Origin of the sequence: Flavobacterium johnsoniae, assembly GCF_030388325.1 — a bacterium.
Classification (GTDB): Bacteria; Bacteroidota; Bacteroidia; order Flavobacteriales; family Flavobacteriaceae; genus Flavobacterium; species Flavobacterium johnsoniae_C.
On the sequence record NZ_CP103794.1, the window covers coordinates 4,751,157 to 4,775,375 of the forward strand.

The following is a 24,219-nucleotide window of genomic DNA, read 5'->3' on the forward strand; positions in this document are numbered from 1 at the left end:
ATTAGTATTTTAATTTCTGAATTGCAGTAATTTGTCCGCCTTCAACTTTCATACCTTGTGTAGCAACAGCTGTTGTACCGTTGATAGCGTAAATCCAGTTTCCGTCTGGTGTATTTACACCAAGAATAGCTGAATTTCCATCTTCTGTTGTAATATTGTAACGAGTAGTCGCATTTGACAATGTAGAAGGCATACCAGTAACCCATTTAAAAGTTTGGTTGTATACGTCAGCAACAGCTAACTTAACAGCTCCAGAATTAGTTCCAGCGTTTCCGTACATTAACAATAAAAACTTACCATTTGAGATATAACTTGTCGAAGAAATTTTGTATCCTCCTGATTTTTCTTGAACATTAAAGAAGTAAGATTTGTCAAATTCTGTTGTACCTTTATTAATTTTAACAACAGCCGAAGGTTTTGTAGAGGTAACTACACCATTAGCTGTACCAATAGCTCCAGAAAATCCGTAAGCATCTCCTTTTTCATCTTGAAACAATCCATTAGTAAAGTAAGCTCCTAAGTAACTTGTACGGTTATCTTTAATTACTTTTTCTAATTTTAGATCTGGATAAGTATAAACAGCTACCCAAGTACTATCAGCATGTCTTGTTCCAAAAGTATCCCCAGCACCGTTAATTTTCATATAAGGCATAAATACTTTATCTCCTACTTGAGTTGCCCAAGTAAAATGCGCTCTTTCTGCTAAATCTGGATTTTTATTTCCAATTAAAAGTCTTGTATCTTGTGATACTGTTCCTGTAAGTACAGATTGTTCTGCATCAACTTTATACATATAAGAAATTGATGCGCCACTTCTAGGTACTTTTACCATTAAAATATCTTTGTTAACTGGCGCAAAAACTTGGACTGTCTCAGCCTGGAAATTTGAAGTCTTAGTTAAAACTCCATTCGTAGTCAAACCATATGTAGTAACAGCTCCTGGGTTTCCTTGACCGTAAAGGAAACTAAAAAATTTATTTTGCGTTGACAAATAATAACGATAAGTACCGTCTTGTTCTAATCCGTTTCCTGCTGTGGTAATTGATCCTTTTGAAACGTCGTCGGCAGTTAATAAATAATCCGCGACTCCTGTTGCTCCTGTAGAAACGGTAACTATATATTTTGATTTTCCTGTTTCTCCACTAGCTCCTTCATTTTGCTCATCGTTACTCTCACATGAAGCAAAAGTGAAAGCAAATGCTGCTAACAATAAAGGCAATTTGGTAATTGTTTTCATAAGTATTAAAGTTTATATTAAATTATTTATTCGATTTGTTAAAGAAGTATCTAAATTTTAGATAAAAAGCACGACTAGGTTTTTGAAGTGAAAAATTATCCACAAGTTCATTATCCAATAAGTTTTGACACTCTAAAGCAATGTTATACTTTCCATTAGCCATCGTGTAAACCAAGTTTAAATCATGCTTAAATTGCGTTGGAATATCGTGTTTACCACTTGAACCTCCCCTACTTGGCCAATACAAATAATATGCATGTACATAAAGAAGATTATAGCCCGCAGATAAATTATTTCCTTTTTTAAACACGTCGTTAAAAAAAACTGTTGCATCTAGATTACCAAACAAATAAGGAATGTTGGGCACTCTGTCTTTATAATAATAGGAAACATAATTTTGTTCTGGTTCATATTTGGTCATGTTGCGTATATCCTGATACGTCATATTAATACCAGAAGTAAATCGCTTTTTGTAAGAGTATCGAATCTCCCCGTCAATACCTTTTGTTTTTACACTACCTTGATTAACGGTTACCGTTTTGTTCTGATTATTATTAAATTCCGTACGGATAAAATCGGTACTATTACGATATATACCATTTACATCAAATGTCAAGGCATTAAAGTCATTAAAGCTTGTTTGATAACTTAAACCTAAATTGACATTGTTACTCGATTCTGGTTTTAAATTATTGTTACCCTGTAAATTATCATTAGGATCACCAAAAATTTCATTCGATGTCGGCAATCTATAGGTTTTTTCGTAAGAAGCTTTTAGTTGTACATTTCGCATTAAATAATAACTACTTGCTCCTCCATAACCTAAATTAGATGATTTATCATTTAACTCCATATAGGCAACGTCTCCCCAGTTTCCAGAAGGATTATAACTTCTGGTAAGAGTAGTACTCAAATCATAATTTTTCACAAATAATGACGTGCTCCATTTTTCATTGTAGTCAAATTTATAACCAGCTGCCAAAATATTCTTTTGTAGCTTTTCAGGCTGCTGATACGTTATAGACTCAGGATAAAGCTCATCACTTCCTTTACGATTAAAAGTGTTAAATGTATTGTTTATCAATAAAGAATGATGTTCTCCGATAGCATAACTTGCATTGAAAGTAGCTATACCATTGTTGTTTTTAAATTTATAAAGCGATCTACCAGCTTCACCGCCTGGGCCATCGTTTTGTCTATATTGCCCAAACCAATTGTATCTTCTATTTACAGTATCTACAGTTTGTTCATAACCAAAATTAAAATTCCCCGTTATATTCACATTCAACCCTTTTGTAAACAAATCTTTTACTTGGTATTTCAAAGTAGGCATCAAAGTATTTCCACGTCTATACCTTTCTCCAAATACCGCTACCATTCTAGCTCCAGTTTGAATATCGGCCTTATTTTGTCCGGCCGTAAAACCAATCATTAATTTATCGGCATATTTTTTACCCGTAATTCCAACATTAAAGATTACAGTTTCATTATGGTAATTATCATGAAATCTTCTTACTCTTGTTTCAGGATAATATTTTCCAGTTTCCAAATCATTAGTTTCAACATTTACCCAATAATTATTATCCGAATAATTTTGAAATGCATTAATCTCTGTCGTAAAACCACTTTTTGAAGTATATCCAGCATTTATGGCAGTTTTAAATGTGTTGAATGATCCAAAGGAATAAGAAGCATCCACATATGTTCGTGGTTTGCTATTCGTTACAATATTAACAGCTCCACCTAAAGCATCTCCGCCCAGCCAAATAGGCACAACACCTTTGTAAACTTCTACACGATCAGCTAGATTAATTGGAATATTATTGATTTGAAAAGACGATCCGAAATTATCCATTGGCACACCATCAATAAAAATTTTAATTTGGTTACCAGAAAATCCATTAATTGATAATTCTGATCGAGATCCTACACCTCCAGCTTCACGAAAACGTACACCTGACACCCTATCTAAGGCATGTGCCAAATCTAAAGTCGAATTATGAAGTTTTTTTGCATCAACGGCTGTTACGTTATAAGCTTGTTTATTTACTTTATCAACTGATGAACGCCCTAAAACAGTAACACTTTCTAATTCTTGTGATTCCGTTTCCATTTTGACAGAAACATTCAAATTGCCTGAAACTTCTATTTGTTTTTTATAAACTGCAAAACCGATCGCAGAAATTTTTAAAGTGTGTTTTCCGGTTGGTACATTTTTAAAAATATAGTTTCCGTTTTCATCTGTAATTACACTTAAACCCGTTTTTTCGATAATAATTGTTGCGTAAGGAATTGTTTGACCAGAATTTTCAACAACTTTTCCAGACACTGTAAAACCTTGATTTTGCTGGGAAAACGAGAAGAACGTGATAAGAAGAAATAAACTGGAAAATAATTTTTTTTGAGTTGACATATCTTTAATTAGACTAATTATAAATAACTTTGCTGCAAAAGTACCATCAACGTCTTGAAAAAAGATAGGGAAAAACGGATTATTATTTTGTAAAAACGGATTAAATTTTGAAAATCGAAGCCACACTTTTAACACCAGAAACCCCAATAATAAAAATTAAAATTGGAGATAAATATTATCCCAAAAGCATATTAACCGAAGAAAATATTGTTATAAATAACAACGAAGAAGAGAAAATCACAAGCCGTCATTTAATAACTGAAGGTCTTGTTTTATTGGATACACAGATGTATTTTTCTACTTCTAAAACCTTTATTTTCGAAATTGACGAAGAATCTGTAGTCATGAATTTTACCTACCATGACAATGCAGAAACTAAGATCCAAGATTTGGAAGGAGAGAAATATTCTAAAGAAAATACGCATAATATTTTTTATACGAACAACTATAAAGCTTCTTTTTATTTTCCAGCTTTTACAAAAATCAATTATTTATCAATAATTCTTTCTAAAGAGTTTTATTATAATATAATCAATGAAGATTGGCAACTGCATGAAAAGTTCTCAAAAAACATTTTAAACAAAAAATCCAGTTATCTAACTTCAAAATATCTTCCTTTTACACCTGCAATACAATGGGTTACACACGAAATAAAAAGCTGTACAAGGCAAGGCGCTCTCAAACGAATTTATATAGAAAGCAAGATTAAGGAGCTTCTAATTTATCAGCTTGAAACTCTAAATACAAAACCTTCTATACAAGAAAATATTGACGAGGAAGATTACACCAAATTATTAGAAGCAAAAAAAATACTAGACAACGATTATCGAAACACACCTACTCTACCAGAACTTTCGAGACTTATCTCGTTAAATGAATTCAAATTAAAAAAAGGTTTTAAAGCCTGTTTTGGCACAACTGTCAAAAGATATATCATAAAACTTAGAATGGAACACGCAAAAGAATTGTTTCAAAGCAAAACGGCAACTGTAAGCGAAGCTGCGTATAAGTGCGGTTACAAAGATGTTTCTCATTTTTCGGCTGCTTTTAAAAGCTACTATGGATTTTCCCCTCAAAAATTCAAACTTAATACCGACTTTCTGCAATTCTGGTTAATCGGACTTTCATTTTTATTCTAAAAAAAAAGGGTTTTAAAATTTTGTCCGTCGACTTAATCTTAAAACCCTTAAAAATTCGACATTAATGTATATTGCAAACTTATACAATTACCCACGATCAAATGAATATGTCAGAATCAATTCTAAAAAAATGTTTCTCCAAAAACAGTATAAAAATTTAAAGTGCCATTCAAAAAGGCAAAGAATGCCACCGCTTTTAAATTTTTACAGGACAAAATTATAAGCCGAAAAAGATATAACCTTACGGTTTTCCTCATCTTTATGTTAAAAAACAGTATCACAAAAGTTAATTAATTGCTATACAAAACATTAACTCAATAACTTTAACAAAACTTTAAAAAAAGTGTAATCGGTGAATTCTGATAAAACACAACAGCATCAAAAAATTAAACGCTTTTCTTGTCCTAGATTAAGTTCGATTTGATTGATCCTTTCTATTTTTGTTCTGATGATTTCAACTTAGAAATGTTGTATCTTTTTCACTTAAACTAGATATCATGAAAACTCTCGAATTTTTATTGCTCGGAAAAAACGAAGCTATTTTGACCATTTTACTGCGTCTTGTAAATGCAGATGAAAACTGGAATGCAGTTGCTTTTAATAATGAAAGAGAAGCTCAAGAATACTTTCAAAACAATAAAATAGATATTGTTCTTTTGAGTTCTGGAATCGAAGATCATGTTGAAAAAGAGTTTACTTCTTTTTGCATAAAAAATCAGCCAAATGTTGAAGTAATTGAGCATTTTGGAGGCGGAAGTGGTTTGCTGAAATCTGAAATTCTGCATCGATTGCATTTAAAAGGAAAGCTTTAAATTTGTCTTTTAAAGCCCTAAAAATGGAAAAAACGTATTCAGTTGTATTTTATTCTAAAACAGTTGTTGAACCAGTCAAAAAACTAAAAGACTTTTTAAAAAGTAAAATAGAATGGTACAATAGCTGTAATTCTGAAGCGCATATTACGATTTGCGAATTTACGATTGATGAAACTCAAATTGATCCAGTTAAACAAAAGCTTTCTAAAATTTCGAATACTTTTACGCCTTTCGAAGTTTCTTTAGATCATTTTAATTCTTTCCCAAATGCTGGCGCTTTTTTTATTGGAGTAAACGAAGATTCTAAAAATAATCTTGTTCCGATTATGAAAAAGATTCATAAAACTTTAAAATCTCTAAAACTTAAAAAGAGCGATAATCCGCATATGTCAATTGGACGACGATTAACTCCAGAAAATCTCAAAATTGCTTCTGAACTTTTTACAACAATCGATCTTAAATTTGAATGTAATGAAATTGTTTTAAGAGAATTAGAACCTCATAAACAGTTTTTTGTAATTGATACTTTTCCTTTTGGAAGCAATCCAGAACAAGAATTTGTTCAAGGAAGTTTGTTTTAACCGCAAAGAGCGCAAAGATATACGCAAAGTTCGCAAAGATTTTACACAAAGCTTTGCGAACTTTGCGTTTTTCTACAAATTATCTAAATCAAAAAACTTGCGTTCTTTGCGTTTAACCTGACAAAGCTAATTTTTTCGTATATTTGAATTTTACAATTCGAAACATATGAAATCTCTAGATTCATTTTACAAAGACATAACCGAAGGCTCAACAGTTGAACCAAATTCTTTACTTCCGAACGATATTCAGAAAGAAATCGGACATTTTAATGTTTTCGATATCAAAGAACTTCTAGAACGCATGAAAGGAAAACCTGGAATGCCTTATGATAGAAGAGCTTATTACAAAATAAGTTTAATTCGAGGTCACAACAAAGCCGAATATGCCGATAAAATAATTGAAATTGAAAAGCAAGGTTTATTATTTGCAACACCAAAAATTCCGTACAATTATTTGCCGCAAGACACCAATCAATCTGGGCAATTTTGTGTTTTTACAAGTGAGTTTTTATCTAAAAACAAAAGCGGAATTGATTTGGATGATCTTCCGATTTTTGCTTCAGATGGTTATCCTATTTTTCAATTATCGGATCAAGAAGTTGAAGAAGTCGCATTGATTTTCAATAAAATACAAAGAGAAATTAATTCTGATTATATTTACAAGTATGATTTAATTCGAAATTATGTTGCCGAATTAATTCACTTCGGGCAAAAATTGCAACCAATTACAGCATTATATTCTAAACACAATTCAGCAGCAAGAGTTTCTTCTTTATTTGCTGAATTATTAGAAAGACAATTTCCTATAGAATCTCCGAATCAGCGATTAGAATTGCGAACTGCCAAAGATTTTGCAGAAAGATTATCCGTTCACGTGAATCATTTAAATAAGGTTTTAAAGGAAAATACTGGAAAAACCACAACCGAATTAATTAGTTCAAGATTAACCAACGAAGCTAAAATCCTTTTAAAACAAACCGATTGGAATATTTCTGAAATCGCCTATTCTCTTGGTTTTGAAGAATTAGCGCATTTTTCTAATTTCTTTAAAAAGCAAACTTCTTTTACGCCAATTGCTTTTAGGAGTTAGATTTTGTTTCAGGTTTCAGGTTTCAGGTTTCAGGTTCGAGAACTTTGTCAAAGTTTGAAACTTTGACAAAGTTGTATTGTATCGTATTTGAATTTTGCAATTGATTTGAATTTCGCAAACATCGATTTGATATTTACAACTTCCCATTTCTACTTCCATCCTACCTTTGTCTTATCAATTTAAAAGATCGAAAAGATGAATTTATCAAACAATAAAATTTTAATAACCGGAGGTGCAAGTGGTATCGGACTTGGACTTACCGAACGATTTATTCAGGACAACAATACCGTAATTATCTGCGGAAGAAGAGAAAGTGTTTTGAATGAAGTAAAAATTAAATTTCCTTCCGTTATTACAAAAGTATGCGATTTATCAATCGAAAAAGAACGTATTGCACTTTACGGATGGATCGCAGAAAATCATCCTGATTTAAATGTTTTAGTTAACAATGCTGGAATTCAAAATTGGGTTTCAATAACCGATGACACTTTTTACGAAAGTATGAAAGCTGAATTGAGCACAAACATTGAAGCTCCATTACATTTAACTTCATTATTTATTCAATTAAAATCGCTTAAAACAGTAATGAATGTTACATCTGGACTGGCATTTTCTCCTTTTGCAAAAGTTCCTGTTTATTCGGCTACAAAAGCATTTTTCCGTTCGTTTACACTTTCGCTTCGTCATTTATTAAAAGCAAAAAATATTGAAGTTGTGGAAATTATTCCGCCAGCATTAAACACCGATTTAGGCGGAATCGGTTTGCATGATGCACATCCAAGTGTAAGCAGTTTTATCGAATCAATTTTTGAACAATTAAAAGAAGGCAGACAAGAATTAACTTTCGGCACCAGCGAAACAAGATTAAATGCAAGCGCTGAAGAATTAAGAAATCATTTTAACATAATGCATTCTAATTAAGTAAAATGTGAGATGTGAAATGCAAAAAGACATTTATCTTTTTAAAAACACGAAAACATGACAAATATTTCACATCCACATTTTTGCAATTATCAATTAACAATTAATAATTATCAATTATAAAAATGGCAGTAAATACAAAAATAGCTCTAGTTACAGGCGGTAGCAGAGGTTTAGGAAAAAATATGGCAATCGCAATTGCAAAAAAAGGAATCGACGTAATTATTACTTACAACAGCAAAAAAGAAGAAGCTGATTTGGTTGTAAAAGAAATCGAAAATTTAGGTCAAAAAGCCGCTTCATTGCAATTAAACGTTGCAGAATCTGGAACATTTGGTGCTTTTTTTGAAGAAGTAAAGTCAGTTCTAAAAAGCGTTTTTAATACCGATAAATTCGACTTCTTAGTAAATAATGCAGGAATCGGAATTCACAATTCTTTCATCGGAACAACTGAAGCTGAATTTGATCAATTAACTAATATTCAATTTAAAGGTCCGTTTTTCTTAACTCAAAAAGCATTAAATGTAATGAATGACGGCGGCGGAATTGTAAATATTTCTACTGGTTTGGCAAGATTCTCTTTCCCAGGTTATGCAGCATACGCTTCTATGAAAGGTGCAATTGAAACTTTAACTAAATATCAGGCAAAAGAATTAGGAGCTAGAAAAATCCGAGTAAATGTTGTTGCTCCAGGTGCGATCGAAACAGATTTTGGCGGAGGTTTTGTTCGTGATAATGAACAAATGAATCAACAAATTGCTTCTGTTACAGCTTTAGGAAGAGTTGGTCTTCCTGATGATATTGGCGGCGTAGTAGCCTTTTTATGTACAGAAGATGCGCGCTGGATAAACGCTCAAAGAATAGAAGCTTCTGGCGGAATGATGTTGTAAGAATTTCAGGTTTCAAGTTTTAAGTTTAACCGCAAAGTGCGCTAAGGTTTACGCAAGGTTCGCAAAGTTTTTAGACAAAGCTTTGCGAACTTTGCGTTTTTATGCATAAAGCTTAGAAAAAAAACCTTGCGCCCTTTGCGGTTAAAACACAAAAAGAGAATCAACCTGAAATCTGAAACAAAAAAAATAAAAAAAAACAAAACCCGATAAGCTTTAAAAACTTATCGGGTTTGTCGTTTCAAATAATATCTGAATTAGTAAGCTGTTTTACCTTATTTGGGTTCGTTTATAAAACTCTCCTTCTTGGTCGAAAATTACATTATAATATTTCCCATCTTTTGTAACTCCTGCTTCAAAGGTTTTCTCTTTTAAATCATCTACAACAGAAAAAAACTGCTTAAAAGACTTAACAGAATAATTTGCTTTTAAATAGTTTTGTGCTTTTTTGGGCAATTTTGCTAATAGAATCTGAACTTTATAAGATTTAAAATTTGCATTTTGATCATATCTTGCAAGTCCAATTGTTTTGGGCGCTGCGCTAAATTTTGCTTCAAAAATAACATCATCACCTTTTCCTGTATATTCTATATCCCAAGTTGCTTTTTTCTTAGGATATTGATTTTCAAAAGCTTTTACAACATTTTCTGGAGGTATAATACTTGCACCTTGACCAATTAGAAAATTACTGTAAATAAAAACCGTAAATAGAATAATTTTTTTCATGTTTAGATTTAAATTAAAATGTAAATCTAAATAAAAAAGTATTTTCCTACAATTTTGATTTAATTTTTTTCAATACTAACATTAAAATCTCCATCTTTATCAAAAACAACATCGTAAAATTTGGTGTCTTTCGTCACTCCAACTTCATAAGTCGTTTTATTTTTATCGTCGACAACCATTGCAATTTCTCGAATTGATTTCGGCGCATAATTCTTTTTCAAATAAGTTTGAGATTTCGGCGGTAACTGATTAAAAGGAATCTGTAATTCATAGGCTTTCATGTTTCCTAAATTGTCATAAATTGCAACCGCTTTAGTTGTGTTAGTGACATTATATTTCGCTTCAAAACGAATTTCGTCTTCATCATCTCCCACATATTCTTCAGACCAAACGGGCACTTTTCCAGGATATTGTTTTTCAAAAGCAAATTTTACCTTTTCTGGCGGTGTAACTACTTTTTTCATATTTGTTCCTTCTTGCGCAATTATAAAACTACTGCATAAAAAAGTAAGAATCAAAAACGCGTTTCTCATGGTTTTATTTTTTTTAAATTAAACTCTAAACAACGTATTAAATTTACTACTTTTTAATGAAGAACAAATGAAGCCTTCAATATTTTTAAGAACTTTTTTTAATCAATTTAGAGTTTACAATTCGAGTTTTTTTAATCGATCTGTAAGTTCTCTTTTATATGTAATTCCAATTGGAATTCTTTCGCTTTTTATAACAACAAAATCTTTTTCTGTCGTATCAATTTTGTCCAACGCTACGATGTACGATTTATGAATTCGCATAAAATTCTTTTCTGGAAGACATTTCTCTAATTCTGTGGTCGTTATCGAAGCCAAATACGTTCTTTTAATCGTATGCAGTTTTACGTAATTTCCGTAACTCTGTGCAAACAATAATTGATCTAATTCAATTTCCATCAAATAACCGTCGACTTTTACACTCACAGAATTGACTGTTTCTTCTGCTTTTTGTTTCACACTTTCTGTAGCAAAAAAACGATCGATTGCTTTTAGAAATCTTGGAAAATAAATTGGTTTTAAAAGATAATCTATAACACCGTAATCGTAACTTTCTAAAGCAAATTCTGAATAAGCCGTTGTCAAAATCGTTTTTGGATGAGTTGGAAGAATTTTAAGCAATTCCATTCCAGAAATTTCCGGCATATTAATATCCAAAAACATCAAATCGACTGTGTTTTCACGGAGATAATTCATCGCTTCAATTCCATTATAACCTTGAAAAACCAATTCCAATTGCGGATTTTGCTTGATATAATTCGCTAAAACATAATGCGCTGCGGGTTCATCGTCTACGATTATACATTTCTTTGTTTCTTTCATCCTACAAACTTTTTAAGTTGTATTTCTAAATCAACAACATAGGTTTGTTTATCGTCTTGAATATCTAATTTATAGTCTTTTCCGTAAATTAATTTCAAACGTTCAATTGTGTTTTTCAAACCAATTTTGGTAGAAATAACATCTGTTTTCTTCGGAATTGAATTGACAACATGAAGCTTAAGCAATCCGTTTTCTACCGTAATATTAATTTTTACAAAACATTTTTCGATGGCACAAGTTCCGTGTTTAAAGGCATTCTCAATAAATGCGATTAATAACATCGGAGAAATTTTATAGGTGTATTCTTTGTCTACTTTATGATCAATCGTAATATCACAACGGTAACCAACACGTTCTTTTTCGAGCTGAACATAACTATTTATAAACTCCAATTCTTCTTCTACAGAAACAAATTGTTTACCGTTACTTTCTAATTGATAACGCATTAACTGCGAAACTTTCATAATCAAATCTGGCGTTCTGTCTGGAAATTCAAGACTAATTCCGTACAAAGTATTAAATGTATTAAACAAAAAATGCGGATTCAATTGTCCTTTCAAAGAATTTAATTGCATTTGATTGAACAATAAAGCCGCATCGGTTTGTTTTCTATGAATTCGATAAAACTTAAATACAATAATTGGACTCAAAATGCAGACCAGAGTTCCTAAAACACTTGCCAATTGATACGCGTAACTTCTCTGATGTGAGTTTTGATACAAATGACATTTTGCAAACATATCTAACATTGTAATTTCATATAAAACAACAGAAAATACAAAAACCCCAAAGAGCGTTAAAATAATATAAGTGAAAGGTTTATTGGCTTTGAATAATATCGGAAGCAGAAAAAAGCGGTTAAACTGCGCATGCATGTACAAAATGCAATAGAAAAATATACCCATTAAAATAGAAATGAACGAACTAAATAACATCCAATCATTTTTTAAGGTATAAATTGTAAATGAAAAAAGGACAACGGCAACCTCCTGCCACCATTTGTTATCCAATATGTTATCAATCTTTTTGTTCATTCTTAATTTTGAAATAGTTTACAAAGTACGAACAAATATTTAATTATTTTTTTCAAAAAATGACCAATTCAATTCGTCATTTACTAGTGCAGTACATCACTAAACATGACTTTTATCAAGGTAAGAGAAATAAATTTGTTTCATCAAAAACATTATTTCACACCTTGAGTTTATGTATTTCAAAAAAATTACCATTTTATTTTTATTGATTTTTGCCTCAATCGGTTACGCTCAAACCCTGTCTTTAAAAGAAGCCATAAAAACAGGTCTTGAAAACTACGGTTCTATCCGAGCAAAAAACAATTACACCAATGCATCAAAAGAGACGCTGAAACAATCTCGTCGTGATTATCTGCCAAACCTGAATTTATCGGCACAGCAGGATTACGGAACGGTAAACGGGCAAAACGGACCTCTTTACGGTTTTGGAGGTTTAGGAGTTGCTTCATCAGGTTTACCTCTTCCTGAACAAAACTGGAATTCGGCGTTTGGTGCGCTTTATCTAGTCAACATGAACTGGGATTTTTTCACCTTCGGAAAAACACAGGAAAAAATCAATTTATCTAAAATTGATGTTCAGGCTAAAGAAAAAGATTTACAGCAGGAAAAATTTCAACAGGAAATTAAAATTTCTGCTGCATACTTAAATCTTTTAGCGAGCCAGAGATTATTGATTTCTCAGCAAAAAAACTTAAACCGCGCAGAAGTTTTTAAGAAAACTGCCGCTGCGAGAGTCAAAAACGGATTATTAGCCGGAGTCGATTCTACATTGGCGACAGCTGAAGTTTCGAAAGCTAAAATTGCTTTAAACTTAGCAAGGAATTTCGTTAAAGAACAAAACAACAAATTAGTAGATTTAATGGGTGTTGCGCCACAAGATTTTGTTGCCGATACGCTTTTTGTAACTCAGATTCCGAAAGAGTTAATTCAAGGAAATGCTGCAAACGACAGCCTTCATCCGTTATTGCAACTTTATAAAACGAAAATCGATTATAGCAATCAGCAGGTTAAATTATACAAACGTTTTTATTACCCAACCATGAGTGCTTTTGGAGTTTTACAAACCAGAGCTTCGGGATTTGACAATACTTATGCGTCAGATCAAACCGCTTTTAGCAGAAATTATTGGGATGGCGTAAATCCAGATCGCACCAATTATTTAATTGGAGTTGGAATTACGTGGAATTTAACCACGCCTTTTAGATCAAGCAAACAAGTCAGCGCTCAGAAATTTGTTTCTCAAGCTTTGCAAGAAGAATACAATCAGGCGGATAGAGAATTGAAATCACAGTTGAATTTTGCAGAAGATAAAATCAAAATCACGCTCGAAAATTATGCTGAAGCACCAATTCAGGTTGACGCGGCAAAAAGAGCTTACATTCAGAAATCGACTTTATACAAAAACGGTTTAACCGATTTGACCGATTTGACACAAACGATGTATGTTTTAAATCGCGCTGAAATCGATCGAGATATTGTCAATAATAATGTGTGGCAATCGTACTTATTGAAAGTCGCTGCAACAGGAAATTTTGACTTATTTATAAATGAATTTTAATTATAAATCCTAATGAATTTAATACGTTTTGCACTCCGCAAACCCATTTCCATTTTAGTATTGGTTGCGGGTCTATTTTTCTTCGGAATAGGTGCCATCAAAGACATTAAGGTAGACATTCTACCAAAAATGAATTTGCCGGTTATCTATATTGCGCACCCGTTTGGAGGTTATACGCCAGACCAAATGGAGGCTTATTTTGCCAAAAACTACGTAAACGTTTTACCTTTTTCGAACGGTATCAAATCGGTAGAAACCAAAAATATTCAAGGGTTAATGATTATGAAATTAACCTATTATGAAGGAACGAACATGGCTCAGGCGGCTGCCGAGTTAAGTGCGCTTTCCAACAGAATTCAGGCGGCTTTTCCTCCGGGAACACAGCCTCCGTTCATCATTCGTTTTGATGCTTCTTCACTTCCAATTGGGCAATTGGTTTTAAGCAGTAAAATTAGATCAAATAACGAATTACAGGATTTAGCCAATGTTTACGTTCGTGCTTCGTTTACTGCAATTCCAGGTTTATTATCTCCAGCTCCTTTCGGCGGAAGCCCAAGAACTATTGAGGTAAATGTTGATCCAGATTTATTGCGTTCTCATAATATGACGCCAGACCAAATCGTAGATGCGATTCGTTTGAACAACCAAACGGCTCCGTCTGGAAACGTGCGTATGGGCGACAAAAACTACATTACACCAACCAATAATACGATTAAAGAAGTTAAAGATTTTGAACAGATTCCGTTATTCAAAGGCGGCGTTCAGAACTTGAAATTAGGCGATGTTGCTTCTGTAAAAGACGGTGCCGATATTACGGCAGGTTATGCTTTGGTAAACGGAAAACGTTCGGTTTACATTAGTATTGCAAAAGCGGGAGACGCTTCAACTTGGGATGTGGTTCAGAAATTGAAAAAAGAACTTCCTAAAATTCAAAGTACGCTTCCTGAAGATGTAAACATTACGTACGAATTTGACCAGTCGGTTTATGTAATCAACTCGGTTAAAAGTTTGATTACGGAAGGAATTATTGGTGCGGTTCTAACGGGATTAATGGTTTTATTATTCTTGGGCGACCGTCGTGCGGCTTTAATCGTAATTATGACAATTCCGATTTCGATTATTTCTGGGGTTTTATTCCTGAAATTATTCGGACAGACAATCAACTTAATGTCCTTATCAGGATTGGCTTTGGCAATTGGTATTTTGGTGGATGAAAGTACCGTAACCATCGAAAATATTCACCAGCATCTCGACATGGGAAAACCAAAAGCGCTCGCCATTTGGGATGCGTGTCAGGAAATTGCTTTGCCAAAATTATTGATCTTACTTTGTATTCTGGCCGTATTTGCACCAGCATTTACCATGGTCGGAATTCCGGGAGCGTTGTTCTTGCCTTTGGCTTTAGCGATTGGATTCTCGATGGTAATTTCATTTTTGCTTTCGCAGACTTTTGTTCCTGTAATGGCCAACTGGATGATGAAAGCTCACGCGAAACACGAACACGAACCGAATATTACAGATGATGAAGCTGAATTTAATGATAGCGGTATCACTCCAGAATCGGAACAAAATCTGATTACTCAGAAAAAAGGTTATGTAGAAAAAGACGATACCAACAACAACGGAAAAATTAGTGGATTCGAACGTTTCAAAATTCGTTTCATGCGAACTTTAGATCGTTTGTTTGTCCATAAAAAAGCGACGACTATTATTTATTTAAGTGGTTCGATTCTTCTGGCTGTTCTGTTTATTGGTTTTATCGGAAAAGATGTTTTCCCAAGAACAAATTCAAGTCAGTTTCAATTAAGAATGCGCGCTGTTGACGGAACGCGTTTGGAAAGAACAGAAGAACAAGCTCGAGTTGTTTTAAAAGAACTGGAAAAAATGGTGGGTAAAGATCATATCGGAATCACATCTGTATATGTGGGTCAGCACCCTTCTCTATTCTCGATCAACCCAATTTATCTTTTTATGGCAGGTTCTCACGAAGCGGTTTTCCAAGTGAGTTTAAAAGACTATCATGAAGACATGGACGATTTTAAAGATGAGTTTAGAGCGAGACTTAAAAAAGTATTGCCAGATACGAAACTTTCTTTTGAACCAATCGAATTGACAGACAAAGTTTTAAGCCAAGGTTCTCCTACTCCAATTGAGATTCGAGTAGCTGGAAAAGACAAAAAACGAAATGAATTATACGCGACTCAAATTGTAGATAAACTAAAAGCGATTTCGTATTTCAGAGACGTGCAAATCGGACAGCCAATTCATTATCCAGCAATGAATATTGATATTGACAGAACCCGCGCAGCCGAATTAGGAGTGGATATGAATGATATTTCACGTTCGCTTGTGGCTTCAACCTCATCTTCTCGTTATACCGAAAAAAACAACTGGGTCGATGAAAAAGCCGGATTATCGTATTCTGTTCAGGTTCAAGTGCCTTTAAATAAAATGAAAAGTAAAACCGATATTGGAGAAATTCCGGTATTAAAAAATTCGCTTCGTCCTGTTTTAAGTGACGTTGCCAAAATTACACCCGGATTTGTAAGCGGTGAAAATGACAATTTAGGAGCCATGCCATACATTACCGTTACTGCAAACATCTATCAAACCGATTTAGGTACGGCTACAAAAGATGTGGGCAAAACAATTAGTTCTTTGGGCGAATTACCTCGTGGTTTGTTTATTACGCCAATTGGACTAAGTACTGTATTGACCGAAACATTAAGCAGTTTACAAACAGGATTATTGGTTGCCATTTTTGTAATCTTCTTAATGTTGGCTGCTAATTTCCAATCGTTTAAAGTTTCACTGGTTATTTTAACGACAGTTCCTGCGGTAGTTTTGGGATCTTTATTAATGCTGACAATTACAGGTTCAACGCTGAATTTACAATCGTATATGGGAATCATCATGTCGGTTGGAGTTTCGATTGCGAACGCCGTTTTATTGGTTACGAATGCCGAACAGCTTCGAAAAATAAACGGAAATGCCTTAGAATCTGCGCGTGAAGCTGCTGCGTTGCGTCTTCGTCCGATTATCATGACTTCGGTTGCGATGATTGCGGGAATGTTACCAATGGCGATTGGACACGGCGAAGGAGGCGATCAGGTTTCTCCGTTAGGAAGAGCGGTTATAGGCGGATTATTATTTTCTACTTTTGCCGTATTATTAATCCTTCCGCAGATATTTGCGTGGGCGCAAGAAAAAACATCGACACAATCTGTTTCTTTAGATCCTGAAGACGAAGAAAGTATCCATTATATCTCATCAATAAGTAAGTCGAAAGTTGGAAAGTAACTTGTTGAGTGTAAATATTTTTAACACATAGAAACATAGATTTTAATTTTAAATAAAAAAGGTAAAAGAAAAAACTAGTTTTCACACATAGCTATGTGCATTGAAACAAGTGAAACGCCTTTACCCGTAAAGAATAGCTATGATTCTATGTGTTAAATTAAATTTTAAACACTTTCACCCAAAAGCTTAAAACATATTCATTATATAAAACCAAAAAATGAAAAGTAACATTATAAAATCATCTGCATTATTATTTACAGCATTAGTTGTATTAAGCGGTTGCGAAAAGAAAAAAGAAGAAACTGCGAAAGCGGAAATCGAACCTAAAGTAGAAACTTTCGCTTTAGCGAAAGAAAAACTAACAACAGAATTGCGTTTACCAGCCGAATTAACCGGTTTCCAACAAGTTGATTTGTATGCAAAAGTGAGCAGTTTCGTAAAATTATTGAAAGTTGATATTGGTACGAAAGTAAAAAAAGGACAGCTTTTGATTGTTTTAGAAGCACCAGAAATCAGTTCGCAATTGGCTGCAGCCGAATCAAGATTGAAATCGATGGAAGCGATTTACGCAACCAGCAAAAGCACTTACAACCGTTTGTATGAAACTAGCAAAGTCGAAGGAACAATTTCTAAAAACGATTTAGAAATGGCAAGCGGAAAAAAGAACTCTGATTATGCTCAGCTTCAAGCGGCAATTGCGGCTCATAAAGAAATTGCGATTATGAGAGGCTACTTAGAAATTCGTGCTCCTTTTGATGGCGTTGTAGCGGCTAGAAATGTCAATTTAGGAACATTTGTTGGTCCAGCAGGAAAAGGTTCAGATTTGCCTTTATTGACGATTCAAGAACAAAGTAAATTACGTTTGGCGGTTTCTGTACCAGAATTGTACACAGGATATTTACACCCAGGCGACGAAATGAGTTTTAATGTAAAATCGTTGCCTGATACTTTTACAGCAAAAATTACCAGAATGTCTGGCGCTTTAGATTTAAAATTACGTTCTGAACGTGTAGAAATGGACGTTCACAACACCAAAGGAAATTTATTACCTGGAATGGTTGCCGAAGTTTTGTTACCACTTAACGCGAAAGACAGCACATTTGTAGTACCAAAATCAGCAGTAGTAAGTTCTGCAGAAGGAATTTATGTGGTGAAAGTTGTAAACCACAAAGCCACAAGAGTTGACATCAAAAAAGGAAGAGAAATCGAAGATAAAATCGAAATTTTCGGCGATTTGACTCCAAACGATAAACTGGTAAAAATTGCCAGCGAAGAAACTAAGGAAGGCGATGTCATAAACGAATAACCTGCGTTTAGTCTTCAATTTAGTGATTACCAAAAACTGTACGCATTCTTAGGAATGCAAATCTAAAAATTTGCCTAAAAGGGCGGTTCTTCTTTAATTGGAGGGACTGTCCTTTTTTATTTATTATTAAATATTACTCAATAACTCCTAGCACAAAAGTCTAACTCTTAAACACAAATAGCTATATAAAAAATAACGCCTATTTTGGAAAGTACTTTTTTTAAATATACAATAAAACCTAGATAGATATCATAAATTTTATTTGAATGTTAATTTTGAATTAAAAAGTTCTATTTCAGTATATTCATTATCCATTAAAAGGCCTTTTATTTTATCTGGATAAACAAAAATTTTAATTTTATCAGGTTTTATGGCTATTGGATTTTCTAAAGTTGCTTTAGTCCTAATTTTTTTTCCTTTTGCAGCATTATAATGTTCTTCTATGCCAAAACATAAATCTATTTGTTTAGCATTGGTTATTTCAAAAGTTATTTCGAAAAAATGTTCATATTGGTTTTTAAGAAAAATAACTCTATCAAAATATAACGCACTACTTAAACTATTTTTAATTTTATCATTAATGTTAGATTTAATCCAATTTTCAGGAAACACAATTAGTTCAGGCTTTTCTAATTTGATAATCAAAAAATCATTAATGTAATCATCTAAATATTTCTTAATATTATCTGTGTTCAAATTGTAAAACTCTTGAACATTCTGCCATGTCTTTTCTTCTCCTTTTTTATCATAAATATAGACCTCATAAAGAAGTTTTGGAATGTCTTGTGTAAAATCACTTAACTTACTTCGAGCACCTTCAATATTTTGAAATTTTTCTTTTAGCAAGGGAATTTTTAAATTTTTCTTTTTGTTGATATCATTTATGAGCATATCAAACTTTGACACCTTACTTTTGTAATCACGATCAATAAATCTATTCAGTATATTGGCTATAAGTTCTTGATTATTAATTTTAAATATTTTTAATCCCAAGATAAAATAATCGTAGGCTTTATACTGAAATGTTGTCGCTTCAAATGCACTCCAAGACTTAGAATAAAAAGGAATATTATATTCCGTTATAATAGTTTGGGAAAATTTTCCACGATAATTCTGTTTTTCGGTTTTAAACGAAAGTTTTAAAGGTGTTTTAGGTATTCTAAATAATAAAGTGTCTTTTGCTAATAGATTGAATGAATTGAAGGATGATTCCTGATGATAACTTGTTGAGAAATTATGTCCACTATATCTCATCTTGGATGTTAAACTATCTAACCAAATCATTAAATTTTCATCATTTTTAATTAAATGAGTATTTACTTCATATTTATATAACTCAGCTATTTTTGATTGAGAATAACTAGTTAAACAGATTAGAAAAAAGAGAAATAATAATTTTACTTTCATTACTTATTTTATAAGATTTTTTTGATTCAAATATAAAAACATATTTTATAAATAAACACGTTTTATCTTATTAAACAAATAAAAAACAAAAAAAACAGATTCCTGCTAGCACGAGCATCTTACTCGTTAATACTTAGAATTTCTAAACTTAAAAATAATTATAAGAGGACTAAACTTTTTACTTTAAATTTGACTTTGAATAAAAAATTATTTCAATAAAAAATTAGATATAAAATGCCTTCTGAAAGTAAATTAGAATACAAATATGGAACGCTTTGGGTCAGTGATGGCTTTTTGTTGATATTTTATATTTTCCTCTTTGACGAACTTAAAAATGATAATAAAGATTTTATTGAATTTAAAATAGAACTCGTTCAAAATATCGATAATATATTAGTAGGTATATTTGGCTTTCTTAATTTTAATGAGTTTATAATTTCAGATGAAATAAAAAATATTTTAATAAATCATATCGAAAACATAATTTTAAAAATGAACGAAGAGAGTGAATATTTTTCACTACAAAATTTTGACAAAATATTATCTCACATTAAAATTTTTCATTTAGAAAATTTGGATTATGAGCCTTCGAAGGAAACGATAAGAGGTCATTATACAAAGGATATTAAAGAAGTAAAGAATAATTACATAAGAGAATTTACTGACATAAAATCATTACTTGAAAAAGACTATCGTGTTTAAATAAAAACCTCGACCTTAAAAAATCGAGGTTTTTATTTTTCTAAACTTTTACTCCTCACTCAAATAAGGATTCAAAATCTCCGCCAATTCATTGAGCCAATAATAATTGTCTTCAAAATTGGTTAGTCCAATTTGGAGGGTTTCGTGTTGTCGCATTACGCCGAGAGCTAAAATGCAATTTACTTGTCTTAAGATTTTAGCCATATCTTCAGGATCTATAATATGATTAAAAAAATCAATCAGCCTTGTTTCGGCTTCTTTAGAAAGGGTGTTTTTTGTACTCATAATGTCGTAATATTAGGAATATAAAAACCTGATCGCGCAGATATTTCCTCGCAACGATAGCGCGGATTTGTAATCCGTGCCCGCAAAGATTGGCTTGTTTTATGTTTTTATGACCTACATTGTGTCAAACTGTTGCGGGCACAGATTACAAATCTGCGCTAACAATCGTATAGATAAATATGCTACATTCAATAAACTAAAAATTATATATTTAAAAAAAAAAAAACCGATCGCGCAGATATTTCCTCGCAACGATAGCGCGGATTTGTAATCCGTGCCCGCAAAGATTGGCTTGTTTTATGTTTTTATGACCTACATTGTGTCAAACTGTTGCGGGCACGGATTACAAATCCGCGCTAACGATCATGTAAATATATTCTTTCCATCTTTTTTTTCATTTTATAAACCCTCCCCCCCAGCTGGCGCGAGCGTCCCGCTCGTGCAAATATTCCTTGAATTAAAATGGTAATACGTTCACGAGCGGGACGCTCGCGCCAGCATGAGGGGACGAAATATTTATAAAAATAATTTTTCTCATTACAAAAGAGCCCCAGCGGGCTGAAATCATTTTTACGATATGCCGCTCCGCCGGAGCTTTTGGTACGACGCGTTTTATGAATCTATAAATATTTCATTCCTCCGGAATTTTCTTTTACAGATTTAAAAACTACATTATAAATTAAAAATCAATTGCCTCCAGCTTTAGCTGGAGGTATAAATAAGAATCATAGTAAGGCTTTAGCCCAAATGCGTGTTTTGGCTAAAGCTTTATTACTATTGAATTCTTTTAGTCTCCTAGTTAAAACTAGGGGCTATTCAATAAAAAAATGCAAGACCAAAATTGATCTTGCATTTTTATATAATTTGATAAATCTAAATAGAAATTTCTTTTTTAGACTCTCTGACGCTCATGTATTCCTTCTTTAATTTCTTCCACCATTTTTTTATTAAAAGCTGGCAAATCATTCGGATTTCGGCTGGTCACTAATCCATTGTCTACGACAACTTCTGAGTCTTCCCATTGTGCTCCAGCATTTTTCAAATCGTTTTTAATAGAGAAGAACGAAGTTACTTTTCGACCTTCTAAAACGTCAGCATCTACCAGAATTTGAGGTCCATGGCAAATAGCGGCTACTGGTTTTTTACTTTCAAAAAAGGAACGCACAAAATTTACTGCAGCTTCTTCTCTTCTCAATAAATCAGGATTTATAACTCCACCTGGAATAACCAAAGCATCGTAATCTGTTTCATTTGCCTGATCTAATACGACATCAACATTGTATTCGTTGCTCCAATTTCCGTCTTTCCAAGATTTGATCGTTCCAGATTTCAAACTAACGATATCTGCATTCCAACCTTGCTCTTCTAGATAGGCTTTTGGTGATGCTAATTCTGATTCTTCAAACCCGTTTGTTGCTAATATGGCGATATTCTTTTTCATAATTTTAATATTTAAATATTTGTAATTTTGATTTACTTAAAATTAGTTATTTCAAATAGCCAGCGAAAACCGACCGTGTTAAAGCTTTCTTTAATAAAAGTTAATTAACTATACATCAATTTTTTATAAAAAATAAAACTGAAATTATATAAAACTCTTATGAATTTAGGTTATTATTTTATATGATGAAAGCTAAAGAAGTGATGGTATAATTATTACGTATAAAAACGAATTTCAGAAATGCAACTAATTAATAAAAAAGACAAAACTTTCTCTCTTTGCAACTTCTGACGTTTGCAATTTATTTCAAAACAAATCCATTTTCTTTTAAAGTATTCAAGACTTCACCAATAATTTTAGAACGGCATTCAGAGTTTTTAGCACGAGGACCTGTTTTTACCCAATAACGAATGTTAAGCTGAATGACTCCCGCAGCCGCAACATCTGTAATTACAGCAGAATCTGCGTAATCTTTATCGGTTACATCTTCGTTTTTATGAAGCACTTCTTTTACTAGTTCTATGGCACGGTTATAATCTGAACCATACTCTAATCCGACAGTAAAAGTCTGAAGCAAAAAACCTTCGCTATTATAGTTGATGAGTGTGTTTTTAATTAAAAGAGCATTTGGAATATAGATGATTTTAGAATCGCTTTTGACTTCGGTATCACGGAGATTCAGGTTTATCACTTCTCCTTTTACTCCGTTGCTTTCTATAATGTCACCAATATTAAAAGGACGTTTAAAAGCCAGCAGAATTCCGGCAAGAAAATTTTCTCCAATATCTTTAAGTGCAAAACCAATTACAAAAGCTGAGATTCCAGCGCCTGCAAGCATGCTTTGCGCAACTCCTTCAAGTCCAATAATTTTGAACATAAACAAAACCCCAATAATAATCAAAACCGATTTGATTAAACGGGCAATAAAAGTTGCCAAAAGACGATCGTGCATTCTAGCTTTAAGACGATTTCCTGCAAAAATGCCAACTCGAGCCGCAATAAACCACGAAACGAGAATTACGATAATAGCCAGAATAAATTTAGGCGTAAGATCGACTATACTATAATAATAATTTTCTAAATGCTTAAAAACGTCCTGAACGAAATCTTCCATAATTATGCGTTGTAAAAAGTAAAACTTTAAAATTAGAACTTTTTAAAAACGGAAGACTTACAGGATTTAATTAGAATTTTATAAAATCTATTGAAATGTGATTATTACCACAAATCTTTCTTAATCACCAAATATTTCAAATCTGTTTTTCCCGCATTACTAATTCCGTGTTCGGCATTTGGCGGACAATACAAGCTTGTATTTGGTCCAACGACAACTGTTTTTCCGTCTAAGAAAAAAGAAGCCGAACCTTCTAGAATATAAAAGAATTCTTCTTCTGGATGATGATGTGGTGCGTGTGTTGATTTTCCAGGTTCGACAATACTCATTTTTAAAGTGTTTTCTTGTGTGAAATCTTTATTGGCAAACCAATATTGATAGCCGACTTTGGTTTTAGTAGCTTTGTTTATATCAAAATGATTGACACAGTTTTCGATTGTGTATTGTGGTGGTGCAGTTTCTTTTTTTGTTTCTTGTGAGAAAGTCTGTTGGAAAAATAAAACAGTAATTGTGGTTTTTAGGATGGTTAGAGTTTTCATTTTTTTTGTTGTAATGTTACGAAAAAAATCTATTAGATGATTTTTAAACTGGACTTCAGTCCAGTTTAAAATGCAATTCAATGATTTAGATATATTTTATTTCTCTGGAATTTTTCTGAGAGGAAATTGTTTGAAATAAACTTTGACAAAGTTCTAATGAAAAAATACATTTTCTCTCCTAGCCCTGATCGAAACGGCATCCTTTTGTGGTGGGGTTCACCACAAAAGATATAGTGGAGAGCGGGACAAATGGTCTTAAAATAGAAAAAATTCCTGCTTCGAATAAAAATCATTCAAATAAAAATCTGAATAAAACAAAGCCTTTACAAAGATTTTTAAAAATACTTATGGTGCGATAAGAAAATATTATGATAA

21 protein-coding genes are annotated in these 24,219 nt (G+C 32.6%); 10 read left to right on the forward strand and 11 right to left on the reverse strand.

What is annotated here, in order from left to right:
* Position 1 precedes the first annotated feature (1 nt).
* Together NYQ10_RS20135 and NYQ10_RS20140 are read right to left on the reverse strand one after the other, a co-directional pair.
* A complete protein-coding gene (locus tag NYQ10_RS20135; protein ID WP_289878017.1) occupies positions 2–1,237 on the reverse strand; it encodes a DUF4374 domain-containing protein in 1,236 nt (411 codons plus the stop codon).
* 22 nt (positions 1,238–1,259) lie between these two features.
* Positions 1,260–3,650: a TonB-dependent receptor gene (locus tag NYQ10_RS20140; protein WP_289878018.1), complete on the reverse strand. Its 2,391-nt coding sequence runs from the start codon at positions 3,648–3,650 to the stop codon at positions 1,260–1,262.
* 107 nt (positions 3,651–3,757) lie between these two features.
* Here NYQ10_RS20140 and NYQ10_RS20145 point away from each other — a divergent pair, with 107 nt between their 5' ends.
* The 6 genes from NYQ10_RS20145 to NYQ10_RS20170 all read left to right on the forward strand — a co-directional run bounded on the left by NYQ10_RS20145 (position 3,758) and on the right by NYQ10_RS20170 (position 9,083).
* Positions 3,758–4,789, forward strand: coding sequence for a helix-turn-helix domain-containing protein (locus NYQ10_RS20145; RefSeq protein WP_289878019.1), 1,032 nt, complete (start codon positions 3,758–3,760; stop codon positions 4,787–4,789).
* 497 nt (positions 4,790–5,286) lie between these two features.
* The gene (locus tag NYQ10_RS20150; RefSeq protein ID WP_289878020.1) at positions 5,287–5,601 is read left to right on the forward strand and encodes a hypothetical protein; all 315 of its coding nucleotides are present in this window, start codon (positions 5,287–5,289) and stop codon (positions 5,599–5,601) included.
* 23 nt (positions 5,602–5,624) lie between these two features.
* Entirely contained in the window at positions 5,625–6,182 is a 558-nt protein-coding gene (locus NYQ10_RS20155; RefSeq protein WP_289878021.1) for a 2'-5' RNA ligase family protein, read from the forward strand.
* Positions 6,183–6,348: 166 nt separating this feature from the next.
* Entirely contained in the window at positions 6,349–7,272 is a 924-nt protein-coding gene (locus NYQ10_RS20160) for a helix-turn-helix domain-containing protein (RefSeq protein ID WP_289878022.1), read from the forward strand.
* 195 nt (positions 7,273–7,467) lie between these two features.
* Positions 7,468–8,193: an SDR family oxidoreductase gene (locus NYQ10_RS20165; protein ID WP_289878023.1), complete on the forward strand. Its 726-nt coding sequence runs from the start codon at positions 7,468–7,470 to the stop codon at positions 8,191–8,193.
* A 125-nt stretch (positions 8,194–8,318) separates the two neighbouring features.
* Positions 8,319–9,083, forward strand: a complete 765-nt coding sequence (locus tag NYQ10_RS20170) for an SDR family oxidoreductase (RefSeq protein ID WP_289878024.1) — start codon at positions 8,319–8,321, stop codon at positions 9,081–9,083.
* A gap of 267 nt (positions 9,084–9,350) precedes the next feature.
* On the opposite strand, the gene NYQ10_RS20175 is transcribed toward NYQ10_RS20170, so the two are convergent.
* From NYQ10_RS20175 to NYQ10_RS20190, 4 genes are all read right to left on the reverse strand, one after another.
* On the reverse strand, positions 9,351–9,806 hold the full coding sequence (locus NYQ10_RS20175) for a hypothetical protein (RefSeq protein ID WP_289878025.1): 456 nt from the start codon (positions 9,804–9,806) through the stop codon (positions 9,351–9,353).
* 59 nt (positions 9,807–9,865) lie between these two features.
* Complete coding sequence (locus NYQ10_RS20180) at positions 9,866–10,339, reverse strand: hypothetical protein (protein WP_289878026.1); 474 nt, start codon at positions 10,337–10,339, stop codon at positions 9,866–9,868.
* 114 nt (positions 10,340–10,453) lie between these two features.
* On the reverse strand, positions 10,454–11,158 hold the full coding sequence (locus tag NYQ10_RS20185; protein WP_289878027.1) for a LytR/AlgR family response regulator transcription factor: 705 nt from the start codon (positions 11,156–11,158) through the stop codon (positions 10,454–10,456).
* Positions 11,155–12,192 carry a sensor histidine kinase gene (locus NYQ10_RS20190; protein WP_289878028.1) on the reverse strand — a complete coding sequence of 346 codons (1,038 nt, stop codon included), beginning with the start codon at positions 12,190–12,192 and terminating at the stop codon, positions 11,155–11,157. Before NYQ10_RS20190 ends, NYQ10_RS20185 begins: the two co-directional genes overlap by 4 nt.
* A 172-nt stretch (positions 12,193–12,364) precedes the next feature.
* On the opposite strand from NYQ10_RS20190, the gene NYQ10_RS20195 reads away from it, so the two are divergent.
* The 3 genes from NYQ10_RS20195 to NYQ10_RS20205 all read left to right on the forward strand — a co-directional run bounded on the left by NYQ10_RS20195 (position 12,365) and on the right by NYQ10_RS20205 (position 18,356).
* Positions 12,365–13,750, forward strand: coding sequence for a TolC family protein (locus NYQ10_RS20195; protein WP_289878029.1), 1,386 nt, complete (start codon positions 12,365–12,367; stop codon positions 13,748–13,750).
* 12 nt (positions 13,751–13,762) lie between these two features.
* A complete protein-coding gene (locus tag NYQ10_RS20200; RefSeq protein WP_289878030.1) occupies positions 13,763–17,050 on the forward strand; it encodes an efflux RND transporter permease subunit in 3,288 nt (1,095 codons plus the stop codon).
* Positions 17,051–17,267: 217 nt separating this feature from the next.
* On the forward strand, positions 17,268–18,356 hold the full coding sequence (locus tag NYQ10_RS20205; protein ID WP_289878031.1) for an efflux RND transporter periplasmic adaptor subunit: 1,089 nt from the start codon (positions 17,268–17,270) through the stop codon (positions 18,354–18,356).
* 258 nt (positions 18,357–18,614) lie between these two features.
* On the opposite strand, the gene NYQ10_RS20210 is transcribed toward NYQ10_RS20205, so the two are convergent.
* Entirely contained in the window at positions 18,615–19,763 is a 1,149-nt protein-coding gene (locus tag NYQ10_RS20210) for a hypothetical protein (protein ID WP_289878032.1), read from the reverse strand.
* 234 nt (positions 19,764–19,997) lie between these two features.
* Between NYQ10_RS20210 and NYQ10_RS20215 the strand changes: the two genes are divergently transcribed.
* Positions 19,998–20,465, forward strand: coding sequence for a hypothetical protein (locus tag NYQ10_RS20215; RefSeq protein ID WP_289878033.1), 468 nt, complete (start codon positions 19,998–20,000; stop codon positions 20,463–20,465).
* Positions 20,466–20,513: 48 nt separating this feature from the next.
* Here NYQ10_RS20215 and NYQ10_RS20220 read toward each other — a convergent pair whose 3' ends face one another.
* From NYQ10_RS20220 to NYQ10_RS20235, 4 genes are all read right to left on the reverse strand, one after another.
* Complete coding sequence (locus NYQ10_RS20220) at positions 20,514–20,750, reverse strand: hypothetical protein (RefSeq protein WP_111367063.1); 237 nt, start codon at positions 20,748–20,750, stop codon at positions 20,514–20,516.
* Between the two features lie 892 nt (positions 20,751–21,642).
* Positions 21,643–22,191, reverse strand: a complete 549-nt coding sequence (locus NYQ10_RS20225; protein WP_289878034.1) for a type 1 glutamine amidotransferase domain-containing protein — start codon at positions 22,189–22,191, stop codon at positions 21,643–21,645.
* Positions 22,192–22,492: 301 nt separating this feature from the next.
* On the reverse strand, positions 22,493–23,305 hold the full coding sequence (locus NYQ10_RS20230) for a mechanosensitive ion channel family protein (RefSeq protein ID WP_289878035.1): 813 nt from the start codon (positions 23,303–23,305) through the stop codon (positions 22,493–22,495).
* Positions 23,306–23,409: 104 nt separating this feature from the next.
* Complete coding sequence (locus NYQ10_RS20235; protein ID WP_289878036.1) at positions 23,410–23,844, reverse strand: cupin domain-containing protein; 435 nt, start codon at positions 23,842–23,844, stop codon at positions 23,410–23,412.
* Between the last annotated feature and the right edge of the window lie 375 nt (positions 23,845–24,219).

Coding starts and splice junctions, on each gene's coding strand:
- NYQ10_RS20135 (WP_289878017.1), bottom strand. CDS start 1,237: ATGAAAACAATTACCAAATTGCCTTTATTGTTAGCAGCATTTGCTTTC.
- NYQ10_RS20140 (WP_289878018.1), bottom strand. CDS start 3,650: ATGTCAACTCAAAAAAAATTATTTTCCAGTTTATTTCTTCTTATCACG.
- NYQ10_RS20150 (WP_289878020.1), top strand. CDS start 5,287: ATGAAAACTCTCGAATTTTTATTGCTCGGAAAAAACGAAGCTATTTTG.
- NYQ10_RS20155 (WP_289878021.1), top strand. CDS start 5,625: ATGGAAAAAACGTATTCAGTTGTATTTTATTCTAAAACAGTTGTTGAA.
- NYQ10_RS20160 (WP_289878022.1), top strand. CDS start 6,349: ATGAAATCTCTAGATTCATTTTACAAAGACATAACCGAAGGCTCAACA.
- NYQ10_RS20165 (WP_289878023.1), top strand. CDS start 7,468: ATGAATTTATCAAACAATAAAATTTTAATAACCGGAGGTGCAAGTGGT.
- NYQ10_RS20170 (WP_289878024.1), top strand. CDS start 8,319: ATGGCAGTAAATACAAAAATAGCTCTAGTTACAGGCGGTAGCAGAGGT.
- NYQ10_RS20175 (WP_289878025.1), bottom strand. CDS start 9,806: ATGAAAAAAATTATTCTATTTACGGTTTTTATTTACAGTAATTTTCTA.
- NYQ10_RS20180 (WP_289878026.1), bottom strand. CDS start 10,339: ATGAGAAACGCGTTTTTGATTCTTACTTTTTTATGCAGTAGTTTTATA.
- NYQ10_RS20185 (WP_289878027.1), bottom strand. CDS start 11,158: ATGAAAGAAACAAAGAAATGTATAATCGTAGACGATGAACCCGCAGCG.
- NYQ10_RS20190 (WP_289878028.1), bottom strand. CDS start 12,192: ATGAACAAAAAGATTGATAACATATTGGATAACAAATGGTGGCAGGAG.
- NYQ10_RS20195 (WP_289878029.1), top strand. CDS start 12,365: ATGTATTTCAAAAAAATTACCATTTTATTTTTATTGATTTTTGCCTCA.
- NYQ10_RS20200 (WP_289878030.1), top strand. CDS start 13,763: ATGAATTTAATACGTTTTGCACTCCGCAAACCCATTTCCATTTTAGTA.
- NYQ10_RS20205 (WP_289878031.1), top strand. CDS start 17,268: ATGAAAAGTAACATTATAAAATCATCTGCATTATTATTTACAGCATTA.
- NYQ10_RS20210 (WP_289878032.1), bottom strand. CDS start 19,763: ATGAAAGTAAAATTATTATTTCTCTTTTTTCTAATCTGTTTAACTAGT.
- NYQ10_RS20215 (WP_289878033.1), top strand. CDS start 19,998: ATGCCTTCTGAAAGTAAATTAGAATACAAATATGGAACGCTTTGGGTC.
- NYQ10_RS20220 (WP_111367063.1), bottom strand. CDS start 20,750: ATGAGTACAAAAAACACCCTTTCTAAAGAAGCCGAAACAAGGCTGATT.
- NYQ10_RS20225 (WP_289878034.1), bottom strand. CDS start 22,191: ATGAAAAAGAATATCGCCATATTAGCAACAAACGGGTTTGAAGAATCA.
- NYQ10_RS20230 (WP_289878035.1), bottom strand. CDS start 23,305: ATGGAAGATTTCGTTCAGGACGTTTTTAAGCATTTAGAAAATTATTAT.
- NYQ10_RS20235 (WP_289878036.1), bottom strand. CDS start 23,844: ATGAAAACTCTAACCATCCTAAAAACCACAATTACTGTTTTATTTTTC.